General features: G+C 62.5%; 15 protein-coding genes. 12 read left to right on the top strand and 3 right to left on the bottom strand.

Annotated elements, in window-relative coordinates:
- Positions 1-33 precede the first annotated feature (33 nt).
- The 4 genes from M1B34_RS02915 to M1B34_RS02930 all read left to right on the top strand — a co-directional run bounded on the left by M1B34_RS02915 (position 34) and on the right by M1B34_RS02930 (position 4,250).
- Positions 34-765, top strand: coding sequence for a thioredoxin fold domain-containing protein (locus M1B34_RS02915; RefSeq protein WP_123336847.1), 732 nt, complete (start codon positions 34-36; stop codon positions 763-765).
- Between the two features lie 134 nt (positions 766-899).
- Positions 900-2,204, top strand: coding sequence for a homoserine dehydrogenase (locus M1B34_RS02920; protein WP_123336845.1), 1,305 nt, complete (start codon positions 900-902; stop codon positions 2,202-2,204).
- Between the two features lie 107 nt (positions 2,205-2,311).
- Positions 2,312-3,721 carry a threonine synthase gene (thrC, locus tag M1B34_RS02925; protein WP_268264406.1) on the top strand — a complete coding sequence of 470 codons (1,410 nt, stop codon included), beginning with the start codon at positions 2,312-2,314 and terminating at the stop codon, positions 3,719-3,721.
- 241 nt (positions 3,722-3,962) lie between these two features.
- Entirely contained in the window at positions 3,963-4,250 is a 288-nt protein-coding gene (locus M1B34_RS02930) for a DUF3509 domain-containing protein (RefSeq protein WP_123336841.1), read from the top strand.
- A gap of 171 nt (positions 4,251-4,421) precedes the next feature.
- Here the strand turns inward: M1B34_RS02930 and M1B34_RS02935 are convergent, their stop codons facing one another.
- Both M1B34_RS02935 and M1B34_RS02940 read right to left on the bottom strand, forming a co-directional pair.
- Complete coding sequence (locus M1B34_RS02935) at positions 4,422-5,261, bottom strand: TIGR02285 family protein (protein ID WP_268264429.1); 840 nt, start codon at positions 5,259-5,261, stop codon at positions 4,422-4,424.
- Between the two features lie 100 nt (positions 5,262-5,361).
- Positions 5,362-6,561 (bottom strand): CaiB/BaiF CoA transferase family protein, encoded by a 1,200-nt coding sequence (locus M1B34_RS02940; RefSeq protein WP_268264407.1) that lies wholly within the window; start codon positions 6,559-6,561, stop codon positions 5,362-5,364.
- Between the two features lie 328 nt (positions 6,562-6,889).
- Here M1B34_RS02940 and bacA point away from each other — a divergent pair, with 328 nt between their 5' ends.
- The 6 genes from bacA to M1B34_RS02970 all read left to right on the top strand — a co-directional run bounded on the left by bacA (position 6,890) and on the right by M1B34_RS02970 (position 17,036).
- A complete protein-coding gene (bacA, locus tag M1B34_RS02945) occupies positions 6,890-7,510 on the top strand; it encodes a biofilm formation regulator BacA (RefSeq protein ID WP_123336835.1) in 621 nt (206 codons plus the stop codon).
- A 15-nt stretch (positions 7,511-7,525) separates the two neighbouring features.
- Positions 7,526-8,221, top strand: a complete 696-nt coding sequence (locus tag M1B34_RS02950; protein WP_268261431.1) for a PspA/IM30 family protein — start codon at positions 7,526-7,528, stop codon at positions 8,219-8,221.
- Between the two features lie 64 nt (positions 8,222-8,285).
- Positions 8,286-8,927, top strand: a complete 642-nt coding sequence (locus M1B34_RS02955) for a hypothetical protein (protein WP_123336831.1) — start codon at positions 8,286-8,288, stop codon at positions 8,925-8,927.
- A gap of 35 nt (positions 8,928-8,962) precedes the next feature.
- Positions 8,963-11,044, top strand: coding sequence for a flotillin family protein (locus M1B34_RS02960; RefSeq protein WP_268261430.1), 2,082 nt, complete (start codon positions 8,963-8,965; stop codon positions 11,042-11,044).
- A gap of 118 nt (positions 11,045-11,162) precedes the next feature.
- Positions 11,163-16,310 carry a DNA repair ATPase gene (locus tag M1B34_RS02965; protein ID WP_268264408.1) on the top strand — a complete coding sequence of 1,716 codons (5,148 nt, stop codon included), beginning with the start codon at positions 11,163-11,165 and terminating at the stop codon, positions 16,308-16,310.
- A gap of 36 nt (positions 16,311-16,346) precedes the next feature.
- Positions 16,347-17,036, top strand: coding sequence for a phospholipase D-like domain-containing protein (locus M1B34_RS02970; RefSeq protein WP_268264409.1), 690 nt, complete (start codon positions 16,347-16,349; stop codon positions 17,034-17,036).
- Here M1B34_RS02970 and M1B34_RS02975 read toward each other — a convergent pair.
- The gene (locus M1B34_RS02975) at positions 17,033-18,763 is read right to left on the bottom strand and encodes a tetratricopeptide repeat protein (RefSeq protein WP_268264410.1); all 1,731 of its coding nucleotides are present in this window, start codon (positions 18,761-18,763) and stop codon (positions 17,033-17,035) included. The genes M1B34_RS02970 and M1B34_RS02975 overlap by 4 nt on opposite strands.
- 219 nt (positions 18,764-18,982) lie before the next feature.
- Between M1B34_RS02975 and M1B34_RS02980 the strand changes: the two genes are divergently transcribed.
- Both M1B34_RS02980 and recJ read left to right on the top strand, forming a co-directional pair.
- Entirely contained in the window at positions 18,983-19,525 is a 543-nt protein-coding gene (locus M1B34_RS02980; protein ID WP_123336821.1) for a YaeQ family protein, read from the top strand.
- A gap of 60 nt (positions 19,526-19,585) precedes the next feature.
- Positions 19,586-21,295, top strand: a complete 1,710-nt coding sequence (gene recJ, locus M1B34_RS02985) for a single-stranded-DNA-specific exonuclease RecJ (RefSeq protein WP_268264411.1) — start codon at positions 19,586-19,588, stop codon at positions 21,293-21,295.
- Positions 21,296-21,471: the final 176 nt, after the last annotated feature.

Consider the following 21,471-nt stretch of genomic DNA (forward strand, 5'->3'; position numbering starts at 1 on the left):
AGTCGCCCCCTTTGCCCGTCTTCAGGAGTTTCCATGCGCTTGACCCAGATTTTTGCTGCCGCCGCCATCGCGTTGGTCAGTACCTTCGCCTGTGCCGATGACGCCGCCGAGAAAACCATTCGCAAGAGCCTCGAAAGCCTGCAGCTCGAAGTGCCCGTGGAAAGCATCAGCGCCAGCCCGCTGCCGGGCCTGTATGAAGTCAAGCTCAAGGGCAGTCGCGTGCTCTATGCCAGCGCTGACGGCCAGTTCGTGATGCAGGGGTATCTGTTCCAGCTCAAGGACGGCAAACCGGTCAACCTGACTGAAAAAACCGAGCGCCTGGGCGTCTCCAAGTTGATCAACAACATTCCGGTCGCAGAAACGGTGGTCTATCCGGCCATTGGCGAGACCAAGACCCATATCACCGTCTTTACCGACACCACCTGCCCGTACTGCCACAAACTGCACGCCGAAGTGCCCGAGCTGAACAAAATGGGCGTCGAAGTGCGTTATGTGGCGTTCCCGCGCCAGGGCCTGGGTTCGCCGGGTGACGAACAACTGCAAGCGGTCTGGTGCTCGGCGGACAAGAAAGCCGCGATGGACAAGATGGTCGATGGCAAGGAAATCAAGGCCGCCAAGTGCGCCAACCCGGTTTCCAAGCAATTCGCCCTGGGCCAGTCCATTGGCGTGAACGGTACGCCGGCCATCGTTTTGGCCGATGGCCAAGTCATTCCGGGCTACCAGCCTGCACCGCAAGTGGCCAAACTGGCGCTGGGTGCGAAATAATCCTGCATCGTCACGCTAAGCCTTTGACGATCATGGCGCGCCGGTTGCGATTGGCGGGTCATTAATAGAGAACCGCGTTGATCGCGGTTGTTTCCACGGCCGACCTTGAGTCGGCGTTTTATGGGGAGTTCAGAGTGAATCCGGTCAAAGTAGGCATCTGTGGGCTGGGTACTGTCGGTGGCGGTACCTTAAACGTACTTCAGCGTAACGCCGAGGAGATTGCCCGCCGTGCCGGGCGTGGAATCCAGGTAGCACAAATTGCTACGCGTACGCCAAAGCCTCAGTTCCAGACGACCGGTATTGCGATTACCAACGATGTCTTCGCCGTCGCCACCAACCCCGAGATCGATATCGTCATCGAACTGGTGGGTGGCTACACCGTGGCCCGTGAGCTGGTGCTCAAGGCCATCGACAACGGCAAGCACGTGGTCACCGCAAACAAGGCGCTGATCGCTGTCCACGGCAACGAAATTTTTGCCAAGGCCCGGGAGAAGGGCGTGATCGTGGCTTTCGAAGCTGCGGTGGCCGGCGGTATTCCGGTGATCAAGGCCATCCGTGAAGGCTTGTCGGCCAACCGCATCAACTGGGTGGCGGGCATCATCAACGGGACGGGCAACTTCATCCTTACTGAGATGCGTGAGAAGGGCCGTACTTTCGAAGACGTGCTGGCCGAGGCGCAAGCCCTGGGTTACGCCGAAGCCGATCCGACCTTCGACGTCGAGGGCATCGACGCGGCCCACAAGCTGACCATCCTGGCGTCCATCGCCTTTGGTATTCCGCTGCAATTCGACAAGGCCTACACCGAAGGCATCACTCGCCTGACCACGGCTGATGTGAACTACGCCGAAGCCCTGGGTTATCGCATCAAGCACCTGGGCGTGGCGCGTCGCACCGACGCCGGTATCGAGCTGCGGGTGCACCCGACCCTGATTCCGGCCGATCGCCTGATCGCCAACGTCAACGGGGTGATGAACGCCGTGATGGTCAACGGTGACGCCGCCGGTTCGACCCTGTTCTACGGCGCCGGTGCCGGTATGGAGCCGACGGCTTCCTCGGTGGTGGCTGACCTGGTGGACGTGGTTCGCGCCATGACCAGCGACCCGGAAAACCGCGTGCCGCACCTGGCCTTCCAGCCGGACTCGTTGTCGGATCACCCGATCCTGCCGATCGAAGCCTGCGAGAGCGCCTACTACCTGCGGATTCAAGCCAAGGATCACCCGGGCGTGTTGGCCCAGGTGGCGAGCATCCTCTCGGAGCGCGGCATCAATATCGAATCGATCATGCAGAAAGAAGTGGAAGAGCAGGACGGCCTGGTGCCGATGATCCTGCTGACCCATCGGGTTCAGGAACAGCACATCAACGATGCGATCACCGCGCTGGAAGCCCTGCAGGGCGTTGTCGGCCCAGTGGTCCGTATCCGCGTCGAACATTTGAATTAATGAAGCAGCGGCAAGCTGCAAGCCGTAAGCGGCAAGTTGGAAGCTGATCGGCTTTGACTTGTGGCTTGAAACTTGGAGCTTGTCGCTCAAACCAAAGGTTTGCCCCCATGCGCTATATCAGTACTCGCGGCCAGGCACCGGCCCTGAATTTTGAAGATGTCCTGCTGGCCGGCCTGGCCAGCGATGGCGGCCTCTATGTGCCGGAAAACCTGCCGCGCTTCACCCAGGAAGAAATCGCTTCTTGGGCCGGTCTGCCCTATCACGAGTTGGCGTTCCGGGTCATGCGCCCGTTCGTCACCGGCAGCATCCCGGATGCGGACTTCAAAAAGATCCTGGAAGAAACCTACGGCGTCTTCGCCCATGGTGCCGTGGCGCCACTGCGCCAGTTGAACGGCAACGAGTGGGTGTTGGAGCTGTTCCACGGCCCGACCCTGGCGTTCAAGGACTTTGCCCTGCAACTGCTGGGTCGTCTGCTGGACTATGTGCTGGCCAAGCGTGGCGAGCGTGTGGTGATCCTGGGTGCTACCTCCGGCGATACCGGTTCGGCGGCCATTGAAGGTTGCAAGCACTGCGAAAACGTCGACATCTTCATCCTGCACCCGCACAACCGTGTGTCCGAAGTGCAGCGTCGGCAGATGACCACGCTGTTCGGCGACAACATCCACAACATCGCCATCGAGGGCAACTTCGATGACTGCCAGGAAATGGTCAAGAACAGCTTCGCCGACCAGAGCTTCCTCAAGGGCACGCGCCTGGTAGCAGTGAACTCGATCAACTGGGCGCGGATCATGGCCCAGATCGTCTACTACTTCCACGCAGCCCTGCAGTTGGGCGGCCCGGCTCGTTCCGTGGCGTTCTCCGTGCCGACCGGCAACTTCGGCGACATCTTCGCCGGCTACCTGGCGCGCAATATGGGGCTGCCGATCAACCAGTTGATCGTCGCCACCAACCGCAACGACATCCTGCACCGTTTCATGAGCGGCAATCAGTACGTCAAGGAAACCCTGCACGCCACCTTGTCGCCGTCCATGGACATCATGGTGTCGTCGAACTTCGAGCGCCTGTTGTTTGACCTTCACGGTCGCAACGGTGCGGCCTTGGCGGGCCTGATGGAAACCTTCAAGCAGGGTGGCGGTTTCAGTGTCGACCAGGACCGTTGGAGCGAAGCGCGCAAGCTGTTCGACTCCCTGGCGGTGGACGATGCGCAAACCTGCGAAACCATCGCTGAAGTCTTTGCCCAAAGCGGCGAGCTGCTGGACCCGCACACCGCTATCGGCGTGAAAGCGGCCCGCGAGTGCCGTCGCAGCCTGGACATCCCGATGGTGATCCTGGGCACCGCGCACCCGGTCAAGTTCCCGGAGGCTGTGGAGAAGGCCGGTATCGGCAAAGCCCTGGAGTTGCCGGCGCACCTGGCCGACCTGTTCGAGCGCGATGAGCGTTGCACCGTTCTGGCCAATGACCTGAAGGCCGTTCAGAGCTTTGTCAGCCAGCACGGCAATCGGGGCAAGCCGCTCTGATTGATTGAACGGCGCTGGTTTGAAAAACCCGTCTGGCGACGGGTTTTTTTATGGGCGCGATAACTGGCCGGTGGTCAGCGGCCTGCCGTTGTTTTATCCCTGTCATCTTTGCCGTGCATGCTCGACAGACTGCAAGCCCTGATGGCTTTTGCACACGACGAACTTTCCTCTCGGGCCGGTGGTCATTTATTGTGGACACGCCCTTAGGCACTTGTTTTCGGACTATTGAGTGGTGATCGAGATGGAAAGTATCAGCCTGTTGTTGGGTGAAGCTTTGAGCCCGTATCAAGTGACTCTGACCCCGTCGGGTGCACACGGCGAATGCCTGGTCACCCTGAAGAACGCGCTGGGCGCGATTGTTGTCGAGCGGGAGGTCAATCAGGCCCAGCTCACCGATAAGCGTTTGCTGACCGATGTGGTCGATGGGCTGCACCGTGATGTGCTGATCGCCGAAGGCCGCCTTGAGCCTTGTGTGGTGGCCGCTTTGCGCAATGCTGCCCTGGAGAAAAGCTTCCATCGCGGTAGCTGATCAATTTTTACGGAACCTTCCCGCTGTTTAACCAGTCAGACCCCGTATCAGCAAGAGCGAGCATTGTGCTCCGGTGCTTGTCGCTTGTTGATACGGATCTCTTTGAAGATCACGTTTAACCCCGAGTCGTCTCCCCACTTCTCGGGGTTTCTTTTTGCCTGGCGTTTGGGTTTATTCCCGGGTGTCGCGAAAAAAAGCCGCGGCGTCCTGGCGGTATTCTTCGCGCGTGGTCGGGTCCAGCCAGATGGCATAGAGCTCCACCAGGGTCTTTTCCCGCAGCTCCAGCAAGGTCTGGTTGATGCGCTCGATGGCGTGCTGGCCCTGGGCGGTCTTCGAACACCCCACGTGCACCGATTGATACTTCTGCATGCCCTGGATCGGGTAGAACTCCAGTTCGTCGGGGTTGAGCCCTTGTTGCTGGGCCTGGAAGCGGATTTCGGTCTGATAGCCCAGCAGCGTCTTCAGGCGTCCCAGGCGCTGCATCTGCAGCAGATTGCCAATGGCGCTGTTGCCGTAATGGCTGGTCAGGGCGTCGGCTGGGGCCCGTTGCAAGAGGCTGTCGATCGGTTCCCCGTAGCTGCGCTCGGCAACCACGCCGACGCTGTGGGCGCCACTGGCGAGCAGTGCGCTGAGGTCGACGCGCCCGTCTTTGACAAAGGGTTGCAGGCTCGCATGGTCGCGGCGCAGCACGGCCAGGCCGTTGCTGAAGGCGCGGAAACTGGTCTTGGAAAACAGCAGCCACTGGGCCCGCGCCGGCGTCAAAATCAGCGACGGGTCACAGGCAAAGGGCTGGTCCTTGAGCATCTGTGTGCCGCGGGCGCGGTTGACATGGATCACGTTGTGCTCGTACTCCGGCAGGCTGGCGATCAGCGCTGGCAGAGTCTGGTCGATGACGCCCTGGCCTCGTTGCGGTCCTTCGAAAATCGTGGTCGGCGGCAAATCTCGCAGCAGCCAGATCAAGGTGTCTTTGGCCTGGCTGAGCTGTGGAAACCCGCTCAGCGCCAGCAGCATGGGCAATAGGCGTGTCACGCTTATCTTTGGCCGTCTGCCGGGTGAGTCCATCAGGGGGGATCCTCTATGGAAAAACAATCATCGGGTCGTGGGTGCAGGCCTAGATCGCCCCGTCTTCACGCAGGCGGCTGATCTGTTGCGCGTCGTACCCCAGTGCATTCAGTACCTGGGTGTTGTGTTCGCCGAGTTCCGGGCCCACCCAGTCACAGGAACCAGGTGTCTCTGATAATTTCGGCACAATCCCCGGCATCTTGAAATCTTTACCATCGGGCAGCTTGGCCTGGAGGAACATTTCCCGGGCCAGGAACTGTGGGTCCTTGAACATATCCTCGGCACTGAAGATCTGGCTGGCGGGCACTTCGGCCAGGTTCAACTGATGCAAGACCTGCTCCAGCGGCAGCGAACTGACCCAGCGATCGATCACCCCATACAACTCGTCACGGCGCGTGTCGCGGCCATCGTTGCTGGCCAGCGCCGGGTCGTTGGCCAGGTCTTCGCGGCCGATGATCAGCATGAAGCGCTTGAAGATGGCATCGCCGTTGGCGCCGATCTGTACGTGACGACCGTCGGCGCTGGTGTGGATGGAGGAGGGGGTGATGCCGGGCATGATATTGCCGCTGCGTTCGCGGATAAAACCGAACACGTCGAACTCCGGCACCATGCTTTCCATCATGGCGAAAATCGCCTCGTACAGCGCCACATCCACCACCTGGCCCTGGCCGCCGTTGACTTCGCGATGACGCAGGGCCATCAGCGCGCCGATCACGCCCCACAGCGCGGCAATCGAGTCGCCGATGGAGATCCCGGTGCGCACGGGCGGGCGGTCCTCGAAGCCGGTGATGTAGCGCAAGCCGCCCATGGATTCACCCACGGCACCGAAGCCCGGCTGGTCTTTCATTGGGCCGGTCTGGCCGAACCCGGACAGGCGTACCATCACCAGTTTGGGGTTAAGGGCGTGCAGGGTTTCCCAGCTCAGGCCGAGTTTCTCTAGGACGCCTGGGCGGAAGTTCTCGATCAGGATGTCAGCGTCCCCCAGCAGTTGCTTGAGGATCGCCAGGCCTTCAGGGTGCTTGAGGTTGAGGGTCAGGGACTGCTTGTTGCGGGCCTGGACGAACCACCACAGGGAGGTGCCTTCATACAGCTTGCGCCACTTGCGCAGCGGATCGCCGCCATCGGGGGATTCGACCTTGATCACTTGGGCTCCGAACTCGGCGCAGATGCGCGAAGCGAAGGGGCCGGCGATCAGGGTGCCGAGTTCGATGACTTTCAATCCGGCGAGGGGCTTGCTGAGGCTGTTCATGGGGCGTCCGCGAGGCAGGAAAATCCGCCTAGCCTAGACCATTGAGGGTGGTTTAGGCAGCCGTCGGCCGAGGGCTTTTCCTCGGTGTCCCGGCGGTTTTGAGGTTTTTCGGCTTCTCATTCCCATCGGCAGCGGGTTTAATTGCCGCCTGTCATGGAATGTACGCCGTCAAAAAACCAGGGAGAGGTTCGCGTGTCATGTTCACCATCCCCTTATCTGCGGCTTCCGGACCTGTTCCGGGGTGTTCGGCTGTCTGCGTGTGAATCCCTTCGCATTAATCACATGTGATGTGTTGAAAAAATTACATGTGATGTTTTAGTCTCTGCCCATGCACACCAAGTCCTCAGCCCATTACCAGCGATTATTTCGCCAGCGCCTGCGTGATCAGGGCCTGGTGAAAAAGGAAATCTGGATACTGCCCGAGCATGCCCAGGCGTTGCTGGCAGTGGAAAGACATTTGCGCCAGCCCGCCAACGGTTTGGCCTCTTTGGATCAGGATGGAGAGATCAGCATGCCTCAGGTCTGGAACGCCCCGACGCTCTGCCAGGCTTTGGCTGCCACTGACTTGTTCAGTAGCGGCGAAGCCAGCATCGAATTGCTCGAAGGCGCCGAGCCCAGCTTGCACGTGACCATGCGCGAATACGGTGACCTGCCGTTGTTCGTCGCCGTGCAAGGCGAGCAGATTCTGGTGGAGGCATTGCTCTGGCCCCAAAGCGAGGTGAGCGACGCCAGTGCCTTCAACGAAGAGGTGTTGCTGAGCCGCCAACTGTTCCCGCTGTCGAGCATTGGCCTGGATACGCTGCCAGGCGGCGAGCGCTGCTACATCATGTTCGGCGCCCTCAGCGCGACTTCGATCCTGTCCAACGTGCTGTTTGAAATCGAGACCTTGGCCGGCAACGTAATTCGCGCCACCGAGGCCTACGAAGGTTATCTGCAGGCCCGGGCCTGACTTGGAGGAATGCCCATGAACGTTTGGAGCAAGTTGCTCAGCGCCCTGCGCGGCGGTGTCAACGAAGCCGGCGAAGCCCTGGCGGACAGCCAGGCGCTGCGCATCCTCGATCAGGAAATCCGCGACGCCGATCAGCAGTTGCGTGTGTCCAAGGCGGCCTTGGCGGAAATCATGGCCCGGCAGAAGCTGGCCGCTGAGCGCGCCCAGGGCAGCGCCGCCAAAGTCGTGGAATACGAGAGCTATGCCCTCAAGGCTCTGGACGCCGGCAATGAAAGCCTGGCCCTGGAAGTGGCGGAAAAGATCGCCAATCTGGAGCGTGAACTGGCAAGCGAACGCGAGCAGGCTGAAGCCCTGGCGCTCAATGTCGGGCAACTGCGCAAGGCGGTGAGCCAAACCGAAAGCAACATCAAGCATTTGAAACAACAAGTGGATACGGTCAAGGCCACGGAAAGTGTGCAGAAGGCCCAGTTGGCCGTGGCCCAGCGCTACGGCGGTTCCCAGAGCAAGTTGCACACGGCGGTGGAGTCCTTGGAGCGTATCAAGCTCAAACAGGCCGAGCGCGCGGCGCAAATGGAAGCAGCGGCTGAACTTGCCGCCCAAGGCACTGTCGATGATGCCTTGGATGCCAAGCTGCGGGCGGCGGGCATCGTCGCCGACGACACCAGTGCCAACAGTGTGCTGGAGCGCTTGAGGGCCCAGGGCAAGGCCTGAACGGACGTGTGACAAGGCGTGGCCGTTCGGCCACTGCCGGCTTTTTTCATGGATTAGGAAAGCAATGGAAATCTTTCTGCAGACGGTACTGTCGTTTCCCACCGTGCTGTTCAGCTTCCTGCTGAGCCTGGCGTTCATCTATTGGATCGTCGTGGCCCTGGGCATGGTCGAGGTGGACCTGCTGGACATCGAGGTCGACTCGGTGCTCGAAGGCTCCGGCCATGCCGACGGCCTGGCGGGTTTGCTGATCAAGTTCAAGCTCAACGGGCTGCCTGTCACGGTGGTCCTGACCCTGCTGTTCTTCTTCAGCTGGTTCATCAGCTATTTCACCGAACTCTTCGTCCTCAGCCAGTTGCCCCTGGGGTGGCTGCGTTACCCCCTGGGCGTGCTGGTGGCGGGCGTGGCACTGTTCCTCGCGGCGCCCATCAGCGCATTTATCTGCAGCCCCCTGCGGCCCCTGTTTCGTAAATTGGAAGCCACCACCAGCACTTCGGTGCTGGGGCAGACCGCCGTGGTGCGCAGTGGCCGGGTGACCCTGGAACACGGCGAGGCGGTCCTGGAAAACGGCGGCGCGGGGTTGATCCTGCGCGTGCGGGCCGATGAGAAACATGCATTCAAACGCGGCGATCGCGTCGTGTTACTGGAGTATCTGGAGGCGCAACACGCCTATCGGGTCATTACCGAGGAAGAGTTCCGGGGCATCTGACCCCGACTCCCTCAGATCAAAGGAGATTGATTGGAATGAACTTACCCTCGTTGCTGCCCATCCTGTTCGGGATCGGCCTCGTGGTCCTGGTGGTGGTCGGCCTGCTGGCCCTGTTCAAGGCCTTCTACATCAAGGTCCCGCAAGGCACGGCGCTGATCGTCAACGACATGTCCTCGACGCCCAAGGTGCACTTCACCGGCGCCCTGGTGTACCCGGTCATCCACCTCAAGGAGTTCATGCGTATCTCCTTGATCACCCTGGAAGTCGACCGCCGCGCCAAGGACGGTTTGATCTGCCGCGACAACATGCGTGCCGACATCACCGTGGCCTTCTACCTGCGGGTCAATGAAACCCAGGAAGACGTGCTCAAGGTGGCCAAGGCCATCGGCGTCGACCGTGCCTCCGACCGCGCGGCCGTCAACGAGTTGTTCAACGCCAAGTTCTCCGAAGCGCTGAAGACCGTGGGCAAGCAGTTCGACTTCGTCCAGCTGTTCGAAAACCGCCAGGATTTCCGTGACCGCATCATCGAGATCATCGGCAACGACCTGAACGGTTATGTGCTGGAAGACGTGGCCATCGACTACCTGGAACAGACCGCCAAGCACTCCCTGGATCCGAGCAACATTCTCGACGCCGAAGGTATCCGCAAGATCACCGAGCTGACGGCGGCGCAGAACGTCATCACCAACGAACTGGAGCGCAACCAGGAACTGGCGATCCAGAAGAAAAACGTCGAGACCCGTGAAGCTTCGCTGTCCCTTGAGCGCCAGCAGGCCGACGCCGAAGCCCGGCAGAAGCGCGAGATCGAAACCATCCGCGCCCGTGAGGAAGCCGAGACCTCCAAGGTCAAGGAAGAGGAACGCCTCAAGGCCGAGCAAGCGCGCATCAATTCCCAGCAGGAAATCGACGTGCGCACCGAGAACCATCAGCGCGAAGTCGAAGTGGCCCAGCAGAACCGCCAGCGCGCCGTGGTCATCGAGGTGGAAAAAGTCACCCGTGCCCGTGACCTGGAAGTGGTTGCCCGCGAGCGTGAAGTCGAGCTGCAACGCATTGAGAAAGAGAAAGCCCTGGAAGAACAGCGCAAGAACATTGCCACGGTGATCCGTGAGCGCGTGGCGGTCGAGAAGACCGTGGCCCAGGAAGAAGAGCGCATCAAGGAAGTGCGTGAAATTTCCGAAGCCGAGCGCGCCAAGCAAGTGGTGGTGATCCAGGCCCAGGCCGAAGCCGAGCAGGACCTGGTGCGCCAGGTCAAGCAAGCCGAAGCCGACGAAACCCGTTCCAAGCACCGCGCCGTGGAAATCAACAACCTGGCCCAGGCCGAACTGGAAGCGGCTGCCAAACAGTCCGAAGCCAAGAAACGCCTGGCCGAAGGCCTGGAAGCCGAGCGCGCTGCGCCTGGCCTGGCCGATGCGCGGGTGCTGGAAGTCACCGCCGCCGCCCAGGAAAAAGAAGGTCTGGCCCAGGCGCGCGTGCGTGGCGAGCAGTTGATTGCCGAAGCCCGTGGCGAGCAGGAAAAAGGTTTGGCTGATGCCCGGGTGATGGAAGCCCAGGCCGCTGCCAAGGAAAAAGACGGCCTGGCCGAAGCCAAGGTCATGGAAGAAAAACTCGGCGCTCAGGCCCGTGGCGAAGAACAACTGGGCGCGGCCAAGGCCAAGGCCACCAAGGACCTGGGTTCGGCCGAAGCCGACGTCTTGCTGCAACGCTTGAACGCCGAAGCCGAAGGCCTGGGCAAGAAGTTCGGTGCCCTCGACGCCCTCAGCGACAGCGCCCGTGCCCACGAAGAGTTCCGCATGCAGTTGGAGAAGAACTTCGAGGAGGCCATGGCTGCCATCGCCGCCAACAAGGAAATCGCCAAGGACCAGGCCGAGGTGCTGTCTGCAGCCCTCAGCAAGGCGAAGATCGAGATCGTCGGTGGCGAAGGCGACTTCTTCAACTCGTTCGCCAAGTCGCTGTCGGTGGGCAAGGCCATCGAAGGCGTGGTGGGCAAGAGCCCGGTGGTCCAGGACGTGCTGGCCCGCCTGCTCAACGGCAAGGCTGCACCGGCAGTCGCTGCTGCGGTAGCGGCCGCTGCCACCGAGCGCAACGTTGAAGTCGAAACACCTGCCGCCGGGGCCTGAACCCCACGCTGATCGGTAGCCGCCCATTCTGCGCACAAGGCCCTTCAAGGTCGTGGCGCGCAGGGTGGGAGGCTGACCGCCGTTTTTTGTACCCCGCCGTAGATCCAGGAAGGCCACGATGTCGGACGCTCAAGTCGCAACTCCACCACAGGATGTATTGGACAAGGCGGTCGCCGAAGGCGGCGCCTATGAGGTGCTGCACAAGCGCCTGCTGGAACAGGGCCAGCGCCTGCGGCAAACCGCCGAAGGCCTCAACCAGCAGCGACTCGAAGAGTTCGGCAGCAGCCACATGGACGTGCTCGGGCGGGTACGGATCCGCACTGAGAACAATTGCATCGCCCGGGACATCGTCCAGGTCGGCGACTGCCTGTTGTTCGGCTACAACGTGTTTATCGGCCTGAAGAAAGAAACCCATGTGGCCGACGTGTTCTCCCTCTACCGGCTGGTGGAGGAGGGCGAAGGCTACGAGGCGGAATCGGTGCCCCTGGAAGGCACATTCCTCAATGCCCAGGGCTTCCTCAACGATTTCAACGAGCTGTACACCTATTACAAGAACACTCGCCTGCTGCAGTTGGCCATCCGTGACGGCAAGCTGCTGGCGAGTTTTCAGATTGGCGAGCGCATCACCGATATTCGAGTGTTCCGCTGGACCATCTCCCTGGATGGGCGCGACGTGCGCTACATCGACAACCGCGGCGAGCGCGACATCGCCTTGCCGGCGCCTTTTGATTTCGAGTGGAAGAAGGCCACCCGCGAGATGGCGGTGGAAGGTCGCTTCCCGCATATGAACATCCTCGACACGGTGTTCGTCGAAACCCTCGGCGGCGACCTGACCATCAAGGTCGAGAACAACACCGAGGACGGCCTGGGCATCTACCGCGAAGAGGTGGTGGACAAGACCCAGTCCCTGGACGACGGGCAGATCGAATTCGCCCGCCTGGGCAGCCTGATCCTGCTCAAGGTCCTGCCGTACCGCGAAGAGCAGTGGCGCTACCTGGTGTTCAACAGCCTGACCCGGCAGGTGGAGCGCATCGACGCCATCGGCCTGGCCTGCGTGCAACTGCCCGAAGACCACGGGATTATTTTCCCCGGTGGCTACTACCTGCAGAGCGGCGAGTACAAGACCTTCGAGCAGTCCATGGAAGGCATGCGCTTCAAGCGCTCAGTGCGCTCGCCCAATGGCGAAGACGTGCAGTACATCTTCTACCACCCCGAGCAGGGTCGCTCGGTGCTGCTGACCTACAACATGATCAACCGCCAGTTGCAGAACCCGGTGTTTGGCCATGGTTACGCGCGTCTGGAAGACGGGCGCATGGTGATCTTTGCCGCCGAAGGCGACGAGCCGACTCGGGTCCACCCGATGCAGGTCTGGCAGACGCCGTTCTTCACCGACGAGTTCGCTGCCCGGCAACCGGCCCGCAGCGGCTTCCTCGGGCGTATCGGCAATGCCGAGCTGGTGCGCAGCGTCTCTGACCTTTATGACCTGTGCCGCGAGATCGGCACCTCCGCGGTGTCGGTGCAGCGCTACTCCCTGCTGTGCCAGAACACCCGGCGCCTGTTCGACGTCTATCACTGGCTGGGCAGCTCCGAGCTCGAAGGGCTGGCGCCGCTGCTGCGGGAAATCGCCGCCACCTCCGAGCTGGTGCTCGATGAATACGAGAAGGTCGAAAGCATTCGCCGCCAGTCCGGCCAGGCCATGCACAGCGCCGAGGAGAAGCAGAAAGCCCTGCTCGCCGGCCTGTTGGTGGACAGCTGGGACCAGGTGCAGAATTTTGTCGATGCCCTCAACAACATCACCGCCCAGCGCGGCCTGTTGCTGACCATCCGTGAGTACCGCTACATCGACGTGGCGCGCATCGACGCCATGGAAGCCGAACTGCTCAAGGCCCAGGAAACCACCGCCGCCGGCACCGCCACCTTCCTCGCCAGCGAGCAAGCGTTGCAGCCGTTCGTCACGCGCCTGGAAAGCCTCGACAGCGAAGCGCAAAAAGCCGAAACCGTGGCCCAACTGGCCGAGCCGCTGGGGGCCTTGCAGGCCATGGCGGCCGACCTGGACATGCTCTCCAGCCTGATGGCGTCGCTGCAGATCGACGACGCCACCCAGCGCACCCGGATTATCGAATCCATCTCGGAAATCTACGCCCGCCTGAACCAGGCCAAGGCCCGTGCCGAGCAGCGGCGCAAAGGCCTGGGTTCCACGGAAACCGTGGCCCAGTTCGGTGCCCAGTTCAAACTCTTCAGCCAAGGCATCACCAACGCCCTGGGCCAGGCCCAGGACCCGGAGCGCTGCGACGAACAACTGTCGCGCCTGCTGGTGCAGTTGGAAGAGTTGGAAAGCCGTTTCGGCGATCACGAACAGTTCCTCGGTGACATCCTCAGCAAGCGTGAGGAGTTGCTGGAAACCTTCGAGGCCCACAAGCAATCCCTGCTCGACGAGCGCCAGCGCAAGGCCCAGGGCTTGCTGGACGCCGCGCGGCGGATTCTCGACAGCCTGACCCGACGCACTGCCAAGTTCACCCAGGCCGAAGAACTCAATGCCTTCTTCGCCGCCGACCCGCTGATCCTCAAGTTGCGGGAGCTGGCCGAGCGCCTGCGCGAGCTCAAGGACAGCGTCAAGGCCGATGACGTCGAGGCGCGTCTCAAGGGCGCCCGCGACCAGGCTGTGCGTGCCCTGCGCGACAAGACCGAGCTGTTCGAAGAGGGCGGCAACGTCATCAAGCTTGGCCCGCGCCATCGCTTCAGCGTCAACACCCAGGAGCTGGACCTGACCCTGATGCCCCGGGGCGACGAGCTGCACCTGCACCTCACCGGTACCGATTTCCTCGAACCCCTGCGCGACCCGGAACTGGAAGCCCTCAAGGACTTCTGGCAAGTGGCGCTGGAGTCCGAGTCGGCAACCCTGTACCGCGCCGAGTACCTCGCTGGCCAAGTGCTGGAGGCCGCCGATGCCGGGCAGGAAGGCCTGAGCCTGGACGGCCTCAAGCCGCTGCTGGCGCAACCGGACGAACTGGCCCGGGTGATCCGCGACTTCGCCGCGCCGCGTTACAAGGAAGGCTACGAGAAGGGCATCCACGACCATGACGCCGCGGCGATCCTGGTGCAGTTGCTGCCCCTGCGCGAGAGCGCCGGGCTGTTGAGCTACAGCCCGGCGCCACGGGCCTTCGCCAGCCTGTTCTGGGATCAGCAGCGCAGCCTTGAAGGCCCGGCGCAATGGCCCGAGCGGGCGCGTACCAGCCGGCACATCCAGCAACTGTTTGGTCGCCGTGAAGGGCTGCGCCAGTTGCAGGAAGAGATCCTCGCGACCATGCAGGCGTTCCTCACGCAACAGCCGTTGGGGCTGGCTCCCGCGGCGATCAACGAGGCTGCCGAGTACCTGGTGCAGGAGCTGGCCGCCGAGCGCATCGAGTTCACCTTCAGCAAGTACGCCAAGCAGTTGCAGGAAGGGCTCAAGTTGCGCCTGCAGGGCGCGCGCATGTGGGACGACTACCAGCAGGCCCTGGGCCGGCTGGCCGAGCGTCCGGCGGCGCAGTGGGCGCTGGCGGCCAACTGGCTGCAGGGCCTGTGCACGGCCGGCGAGTTCGCCGAGCTGGCGGCCTATGTGCCCGAAGCCGTGGCCCTGTCGCTGTTGAGCGATGACCTGGCCAAGCGCATCACCGAGGTGGACCTGCGCTTCGCCGTCGACAACCTGATGGGCGAGCACCCGCGCATCCAGGAGCGTCGCCTGTCCTTGGCCGTGGATGATTTCTTTGCCCGCCTGCGCGCTCACCGCCAGCAGTTCCTGCCGGGCCTGCAGCGCTACCAGGCGCTGCGCCAGGGCATCATCGGCCGCGAGCGCGAGGCCTTGCGCCTCAGTGAGTTCAAGCCGCGGCCATTGAGCTCGTTTGTGCGTAACAAGCTGATCAACGACGTCTACCTGGGCGTGATCGGCGACAACCTGGCCAAGCAGATGGGCACCGTGGGCGAAAACAAGCGCACCGACCTGATGGGCCTGCTGATGCTGATTTCGCCGCCGGGCTACGGCAAAACCACCCTGATGGAATACGTGGCGCATCGTCTGGGCCTGATCTTCATGAAGATCAACGGCCCGGCCCTGGGCCACGAGGTGCGTTCCCTGGACCCGGCCCAGGCGCCGGACGCCACCTCGCGCCAGGAACTGGAGAAACTCAACCTGGCCCTGGAAATGGGCAACAACGTGATGCTCTATGTCGACGACATCCAGCACACCCACCCCGAGTTCCTGCAGAAATTCATTTCGCTGTGCGACGGCACCCGGCGTATCGAAGGCGTGTGGAAGGGGCGCACCAAGACCTACGACATGCGCGGCAAGAAGTTCTGCGTGGTGATGTCCGGCAACCCGTACACCGAGTCCGGCGACGTGTTCAAGATCCCCGACATGCTGGCCAACCGGGCCGATATCTATAACCTCGGTGACACCCTGGGCGGCATGCAGGAGTCCTTCTCCCTGAGTTACATCGAGAACGGCCTGACCTCCAACCCGGTGTTGGCGCCGTTGGCCACCCGCGACATGGCCGACGTCTATCGCTTTGTCGCCAAGGCCGAAGGCAAGCCGTTCTCCAGCAACGAGCTGAGCCACAGCTACAGCGGTGCCGAGATCAACGAAATCACCACCACCCTGCAGCGCCTGATGCAGGTGCGTGACGTGGTGCTCAAGGTCAACCAGCAGTACATCGCCAGTGCCGCCCAGGCCGACCAGTACCGCACCGAGCCGCCGTTCAAGCTTCAGGGCAGCTACCGCAACATGAACAAAATGGCGGAGAAAATCTCGGCAGTGATGAACGATGCCGAGCTCCTGCAACTCTTGGCCGACCACTACCAGGGCGAGTCCCAGCTATTGACCACTGGCGCCGAGGAAAACCTGCTCAAGCTTGCCGAATTGCGCGGCAATCAGACGCCGGAACAGCTGGAACGCTGGGCGCAGATCAAGCGCGACTTCCAACGCAACCGGTCCATGGGTGGCAGCGACAGCGACGTCGGCAGCCGTGTGGTGGCCCAGCTCAATGATTTGGTGGAAGGCGTGCGTGGCCTGGCCCGTCCGCCGGAACAACAGGGTATGCGCGAAGTGCTGGAAAACCTCTCCGAGCACCTGGAGAACAGCTTCCTGCCGCTGATCAAGGTCATGCACAAGAAGATCGACGTCGACCTGCACAGCCACCAGCGTGTCAGTGACATCGCCACTCGTCTCGACGAACTGAGCCGTATGCTCAGCCATGGCAATGTTCCCACCCTCAAGGACCCCCAACCTTAAGCGCCGGTTTACCGACCCATAGCCAAGGATCACGACATGGATTTTGCCAACCTGGACCAGCAGCTGCGCGACAGCCTGCTGGACCTCAAGCTGAGCAACGACGAGCGAGACGAACTGCGCCAACTGGGCAGCGAACTGAGTGCCGATCAGGTGCGTTACTTGCGTAATCGCTCCTTCGACCTGGTGCGCGAGCTGAGCCTGGCGGACAGCGCCAATGTGCTGCCGGCCCTGAAGTGGCTGGAGCAGGTGATCAAGACCCTGGACGTCAGTGCGGCTCCGGTGCGGGACATGGCCAGCGCTCACTTCAGCCCCGGCGAGGATTGTCGACGCAAGATCCGCGACCTGTGCCGTCAGGCCCGCCTTTCGGTGGACATCTGCGTGTTCACCATTTCCGACGATCAACTGAGCGACGAGATCCGCGCTTGCCACAAGCGCGGGGTGGCGGTGCGGGTGATCAGCGACAGCGAAAAGCAGTTCGATGTCGGCAGCGACATTGCGGCGCTACGGGAGGCCGGCGTGCCGGTGCGGATCGACGACACGCCCTTCCATATGCACCACAAGTTCGCCGTGTTCGATGGCCGCACCTTGCTGAACGGCAGCTTCAACTGGACCCGCAGCGCCACCACCGGCAACGAGGAAAACCTGCTGGTGATTGACCACCCGCAACTGGTGGCCAGCTACCTCAAGGAGTTCAACGAGCTCTGGAACCGCTACGTGCCCCGTTAAGCCTGGGAGGCGTAGCGCGAGCGCCAGGCCAGGCCGCTGGTAAAGCGTTCCATCAGTTGCGCCTGCAGTTCAGTGGCCCGCTCGGGGGAGCGCTTGTGCAGTTCCTCCAGCGCCTGGTGCAGGCGTGACAGGAGCTTTTTCTCACTGAGCAAGGTGCTCAGGTTCAGAGCGTTGATGGCCTGGGCGAAACGCTGATGCTCGATGTGGTGCAGCAGCAGGCCCTCTTCCAGCGAATGGCTGCCGGCGTTCTGGGCGTTGAGCCGGTCGTGCAGGGTTTGCGCCTGCTCCACTTCGTCGAGGTGCAGGTAGCTTTCGGCGATGTTTTCCAGGTACAGGGTCTTGTCGTCTTCATCGACGTCCGGGGCGTTCTCCAGCAGGTCCAGGGCCTGTTCCAGCAAGGTCCGGCCCTGGGCGGTCTGGCCCAGGCTATGCAACAGCTTGGCGTGCTCGCACAGGTACAGCAGTTGCATTTCGCTCTCTTGTTGCTGGCGCAGGCTGTGCATTTCCTCAAGGCTGGTACGCACCAGCCAGCTGTCCCGGCGATGGGCCGGCAGGCGGCTTTGCCCCTGCAACTGGGTATGCAGGGCCTGCAAGCGCAAGCCGCTCCAGAACTCGTGGTCATCGCGCAGGCCGTCGATCTGTTGCAGGGCCTTGGCCAGCAAGGCCTCGGTCCACTGCGGCTGCGCCGCGTGGTGCTCGTCACAGAGGTAGAGCATCATCCCCGGGCGCTGCGACGCTTCGCTTTCCCGGGCCAGCAACAAGGCCTCGGCTTCTGCGGTCCGGCCTTGTTCCACGTGATGCTTCAGCAGCCTCAGCAGCAGGCTGTTCTGCTCGCTCGCCGGGGCAACGTCCAGCAGGCGCAGCGCGGCATCGACCTGGTGTTCGGCCAGGGCTGAATCCATCAGCTCGCCGTAGGTCAAGTAGGAGTGGGCATCGCCGATTTGCGCCAGCAGGCTGAACGCCGAGTCCAACTGGCCGGCACTGAACAAGGCGGCGGCCGCCTGCTCTTGCTCTTCTACCGGCAGTTGCGCGGCCCGGGTGAGGATCAGCTCGAACTGCCCTTGGTCCGCGTAGGCATCGAAGAGCCTGCGCAGTGTGCTCAGGCGATGGCTCTCGTCAGAGGCTTGGAACGTCGACCAGGCCTGCTCGACGCTGGCCAGTGCGGCGTCCTGCAGCCCGGCCTGATATTGCAGGCGTGCCAGGATCAGCAGGTTGTCGATGCTCTGGCGCTCCTGGGCCGACGGGTGTTGCGGGGCGCCCAGTTCGCCCAGCAGCGCCACGGCCTGGTCCTGTTCGCCGCGAGCCTGGAGGATTCGCACTTGCAACAGGGGCCAGGTGGGCAGGGACTCGCCGCAGCGGTCCAGCAGTTCCAGGCAGGCCTGGGTGTCGTCACTGTCGAGCAGCGATTCGATCAGGGTGTTGAGGATGTATTCCTGGGCATGGGGCGGCAGCCCGGCCCGTATCTCCAGGGCCTGGTCCTGGTGCCCGGCGAGGTAGAGTTCGGCGGCCACCAGTTGCAAGGCCAGCTCCTGGGCATTGCCGGTCATGCGCTGTGCCAGTTGCAGCGCCAGCAGCGGCTCGGCCTTGCTCAGCATCATCGCCTGATTGATCTGGGCATTGAGGTCGTGAAGCGACACCGGGCTAGGGGCGTTGAGCTTGCGGCGGGTGTACAGAATCAGCGCGATAGCAATCAGCGCAATGACAATGAGGGTGACAACGATGGCCATGGAGGTCCTTTCCTGTGGGTCTGCGGGACTCGCGCGGTGTGCGCCAGCCTGCGTGCGGCGCGGTTATAAAACGGTGGGCGCAGGCTGGCAACCGTCTTTACCCAGGCAATGCGTTTCAACGGATGTCGCCCAGGGGCCGAGCGGGCGGTCAGCGGTCGGGCAGGGCACGGGGTTTCGGGTTAGACTTGCGACCTTTTCGCACAACCAAGAAGCCCACACATGGCCCAGCCGTCCACCACGTATAAATTTGAACTGAACCTGACTGACCTTGACCGTGGCGTTTACGAAAGCGTCAAGCAAACCATCGCCCGTCACCCTTCGGAAACCGAAGAGCGCATGACCGTGCGTTTGCTGGCCTATGCCTTTTGGTACAACGAACAGCTGTCGTTTGGTCGCGGCCTGTCGGACGTGGATGAGCCGGCCCTGTGGGAAAAGAGCCTGGACGATCGCGTGCTGCACTGGATCGAAGTCGGCCAGCCGGATGCCGATCGCCTGACCTGGTGCTCGCGCCGCACCGAACGCACCAGCCTGCTGGCCTACGGTAGCCTGCGTGTGTGGCAGACCCGTGTGCTGGACACGGTGAAGAACCTGAAAAACGTCAACGTCGCCGGCGTGCCCCAGGACGTGCTGGAAACCCTGGCCAAGGACATGCCCCGCGTCATCAAGTGGGACGTGATGATCAGCGAAGGCACGATCTTCGTCACCGACGACCGTGGCCAGCACGAAGTCCAGCTGGAATGGCTGATGGGCGAGCGCGGTTGATACTCGCCGCCAATTGCCCCGATTGATTCCCCGTTACTGAAGAGAAGCCCCACGAGCCCCATGCGTATCGAACCCCGTGAGTTGCCTGCCGTCCTGCCGTTTCTGGGTGATCTGCCACCGCTGTTGACCCGTCTGTATGCCGCCCGTGGCGTGCAGTCCGAGGCGGAGCTGGACAAGAGCCTGGCGCGGTTGATCCCTTATCAGCAGCTCAAGGGCATCGATGCCGCTGTGGACCTGCTGGTGACCGCCCTGGATCAGCGCCAGCGCATCCTCATTGTCGGTGACTTCGACGCCGACGGCGCCACCGCCAGCACCGTGGGCCTGTTGGGCTTGCGCTTGCTGGGGGCGGCCCATGTGGATTACCTGGTGCCCAACCGCTTCGAGTACGGCTACGGCCTGACCCCGGAAATTGTCGCCGTGGCCCTGCAACGCGAGCCGCAGTTGCTGGTCACCGTGGACAACGGCATTTCCAGCGTGGAAGGCGTGGCGGCTGCCAAGGCCGCGGGCCTGAAAGTGCTGGTCACCGACCACCACTTGCCGGGCCATGCGTTGCCGGCGGCGGACGCCATCGTCAACCCCAACCAGCCGGGCTGCGAATTCCCGAGCAAGGCGTTGGCCGGGGTCGGGGTGATCTTCTACGTGCTCATGGCCTTGCGTGCGCGCCTGCGCAGCCTGGGTCGCTATGACAGCCAGCCGCAGCCGAACATCGGTGAACTGCTGGACCTGGTGGCCCTGGGCAGCGTGGCCGACGTGGTGCCCCTGGATGCCAACAACCGCATCCTGGTGCACCAGGGCCTGGAGCGGATTCGCGCCGGGCGTGCGCGCCCGGGGCTGAAGGCGATTCTCGAAGTGGCCAAGCGCGACCCTTCGCGCATCACCTCCACTGACCTGGGGTTTATCCTCGGCCCGCGTTTGAATGCGGCCGGCCGCCTGGACGACATGAGCCTGGGCATCGAATGCCTGCTGACCAGCGACGTGGCGGCGGCGCGGCAAATGGCCGGCCAGCTGGACGAACTGAACCAGGACCGTAAATCCATCGAGCAAGGCATGCAGCGCGAGGCCTTGGCCCAGCTCAAGGACCTGCCCGTGGAGTCGATGCCGTTCGGCCTGTGCCTGTTCGACGCCGACTGGCACCAAGGGGTGATCGGGATTCTCGCCTCGCGCCTGAAAGAGCGTTACCACCGGCCGACCATCGCATTTGCCGATGCCGGCGACGGCATGCTCAAGGGCTCGGCGCGTTCGGTGCCGGGGTTCCATATCCGTGATGCCCTGGATGCAGTAGCGGCCAAGCACCCGGATTTGATCAGCAAGTTTGGCGGCCACGCCATGGCCGCCGGCCTGTCCTTGCCCGAAGAGAACTTCCCGGCATTCGCCGAGGCCTTTGACGCCGAAGTCCGGCGCCAACTGCAAGAGGAAGACCTCACCGGGCGCCTGCTGTCGGACGGCACCCTGGCGGTGGAAGAGTTCCACCTGGAACTGGCCCGCGCCCTGCGCCACGCCGGTCCCTGGGGCCAGCATTTCCCTGAACCGATGTTCCACGGCGTGTTCCAGTTGGTGGAGCAGCGCATCGTCGGCGAGCGCCACTTGAAGGTGGTGCTGCGCAGCGAGTGCGGGTCCCTGAAACTCGACGGCATCGCCTTTGGCATCGACCGCGAAGTCTGGCCCAACCCGACCATTCGCTGGGTGGAACTGGCCTACAAACTCGACCTCAACGAATTCCGTGGCCAGGAAACCGTGCAACTGATGATTGCCCATATCGAACCGCGCTGACGTCCCTCGGGCATCCCCACCTGTCACTCTCGTGCCCATGCTCTGTGTGGGCATGCCGCGTCTGACGCTCGGCGTCATTTGAGGGCGGTTATCACTCCGTCAGTCCAAGAGGCGAGCAAACTTGCCGCTGGAGGCTGACCTTTCGACTAGTCTCTAAACACTGTCTGATTGGCCTT

Origin of the sequence: Pseudomonas morbosilactucae, from assembly GCF_023241715.1 — a bacterium.
Classification (GTDB): domain Bacteria; phylum Pseudomonadota; class Gammaproteobacteria; order Pseudomonadales; family Pseudomonadaceae; genus Aquipseudomonas; species Aquipseudomonas morbosilactucae.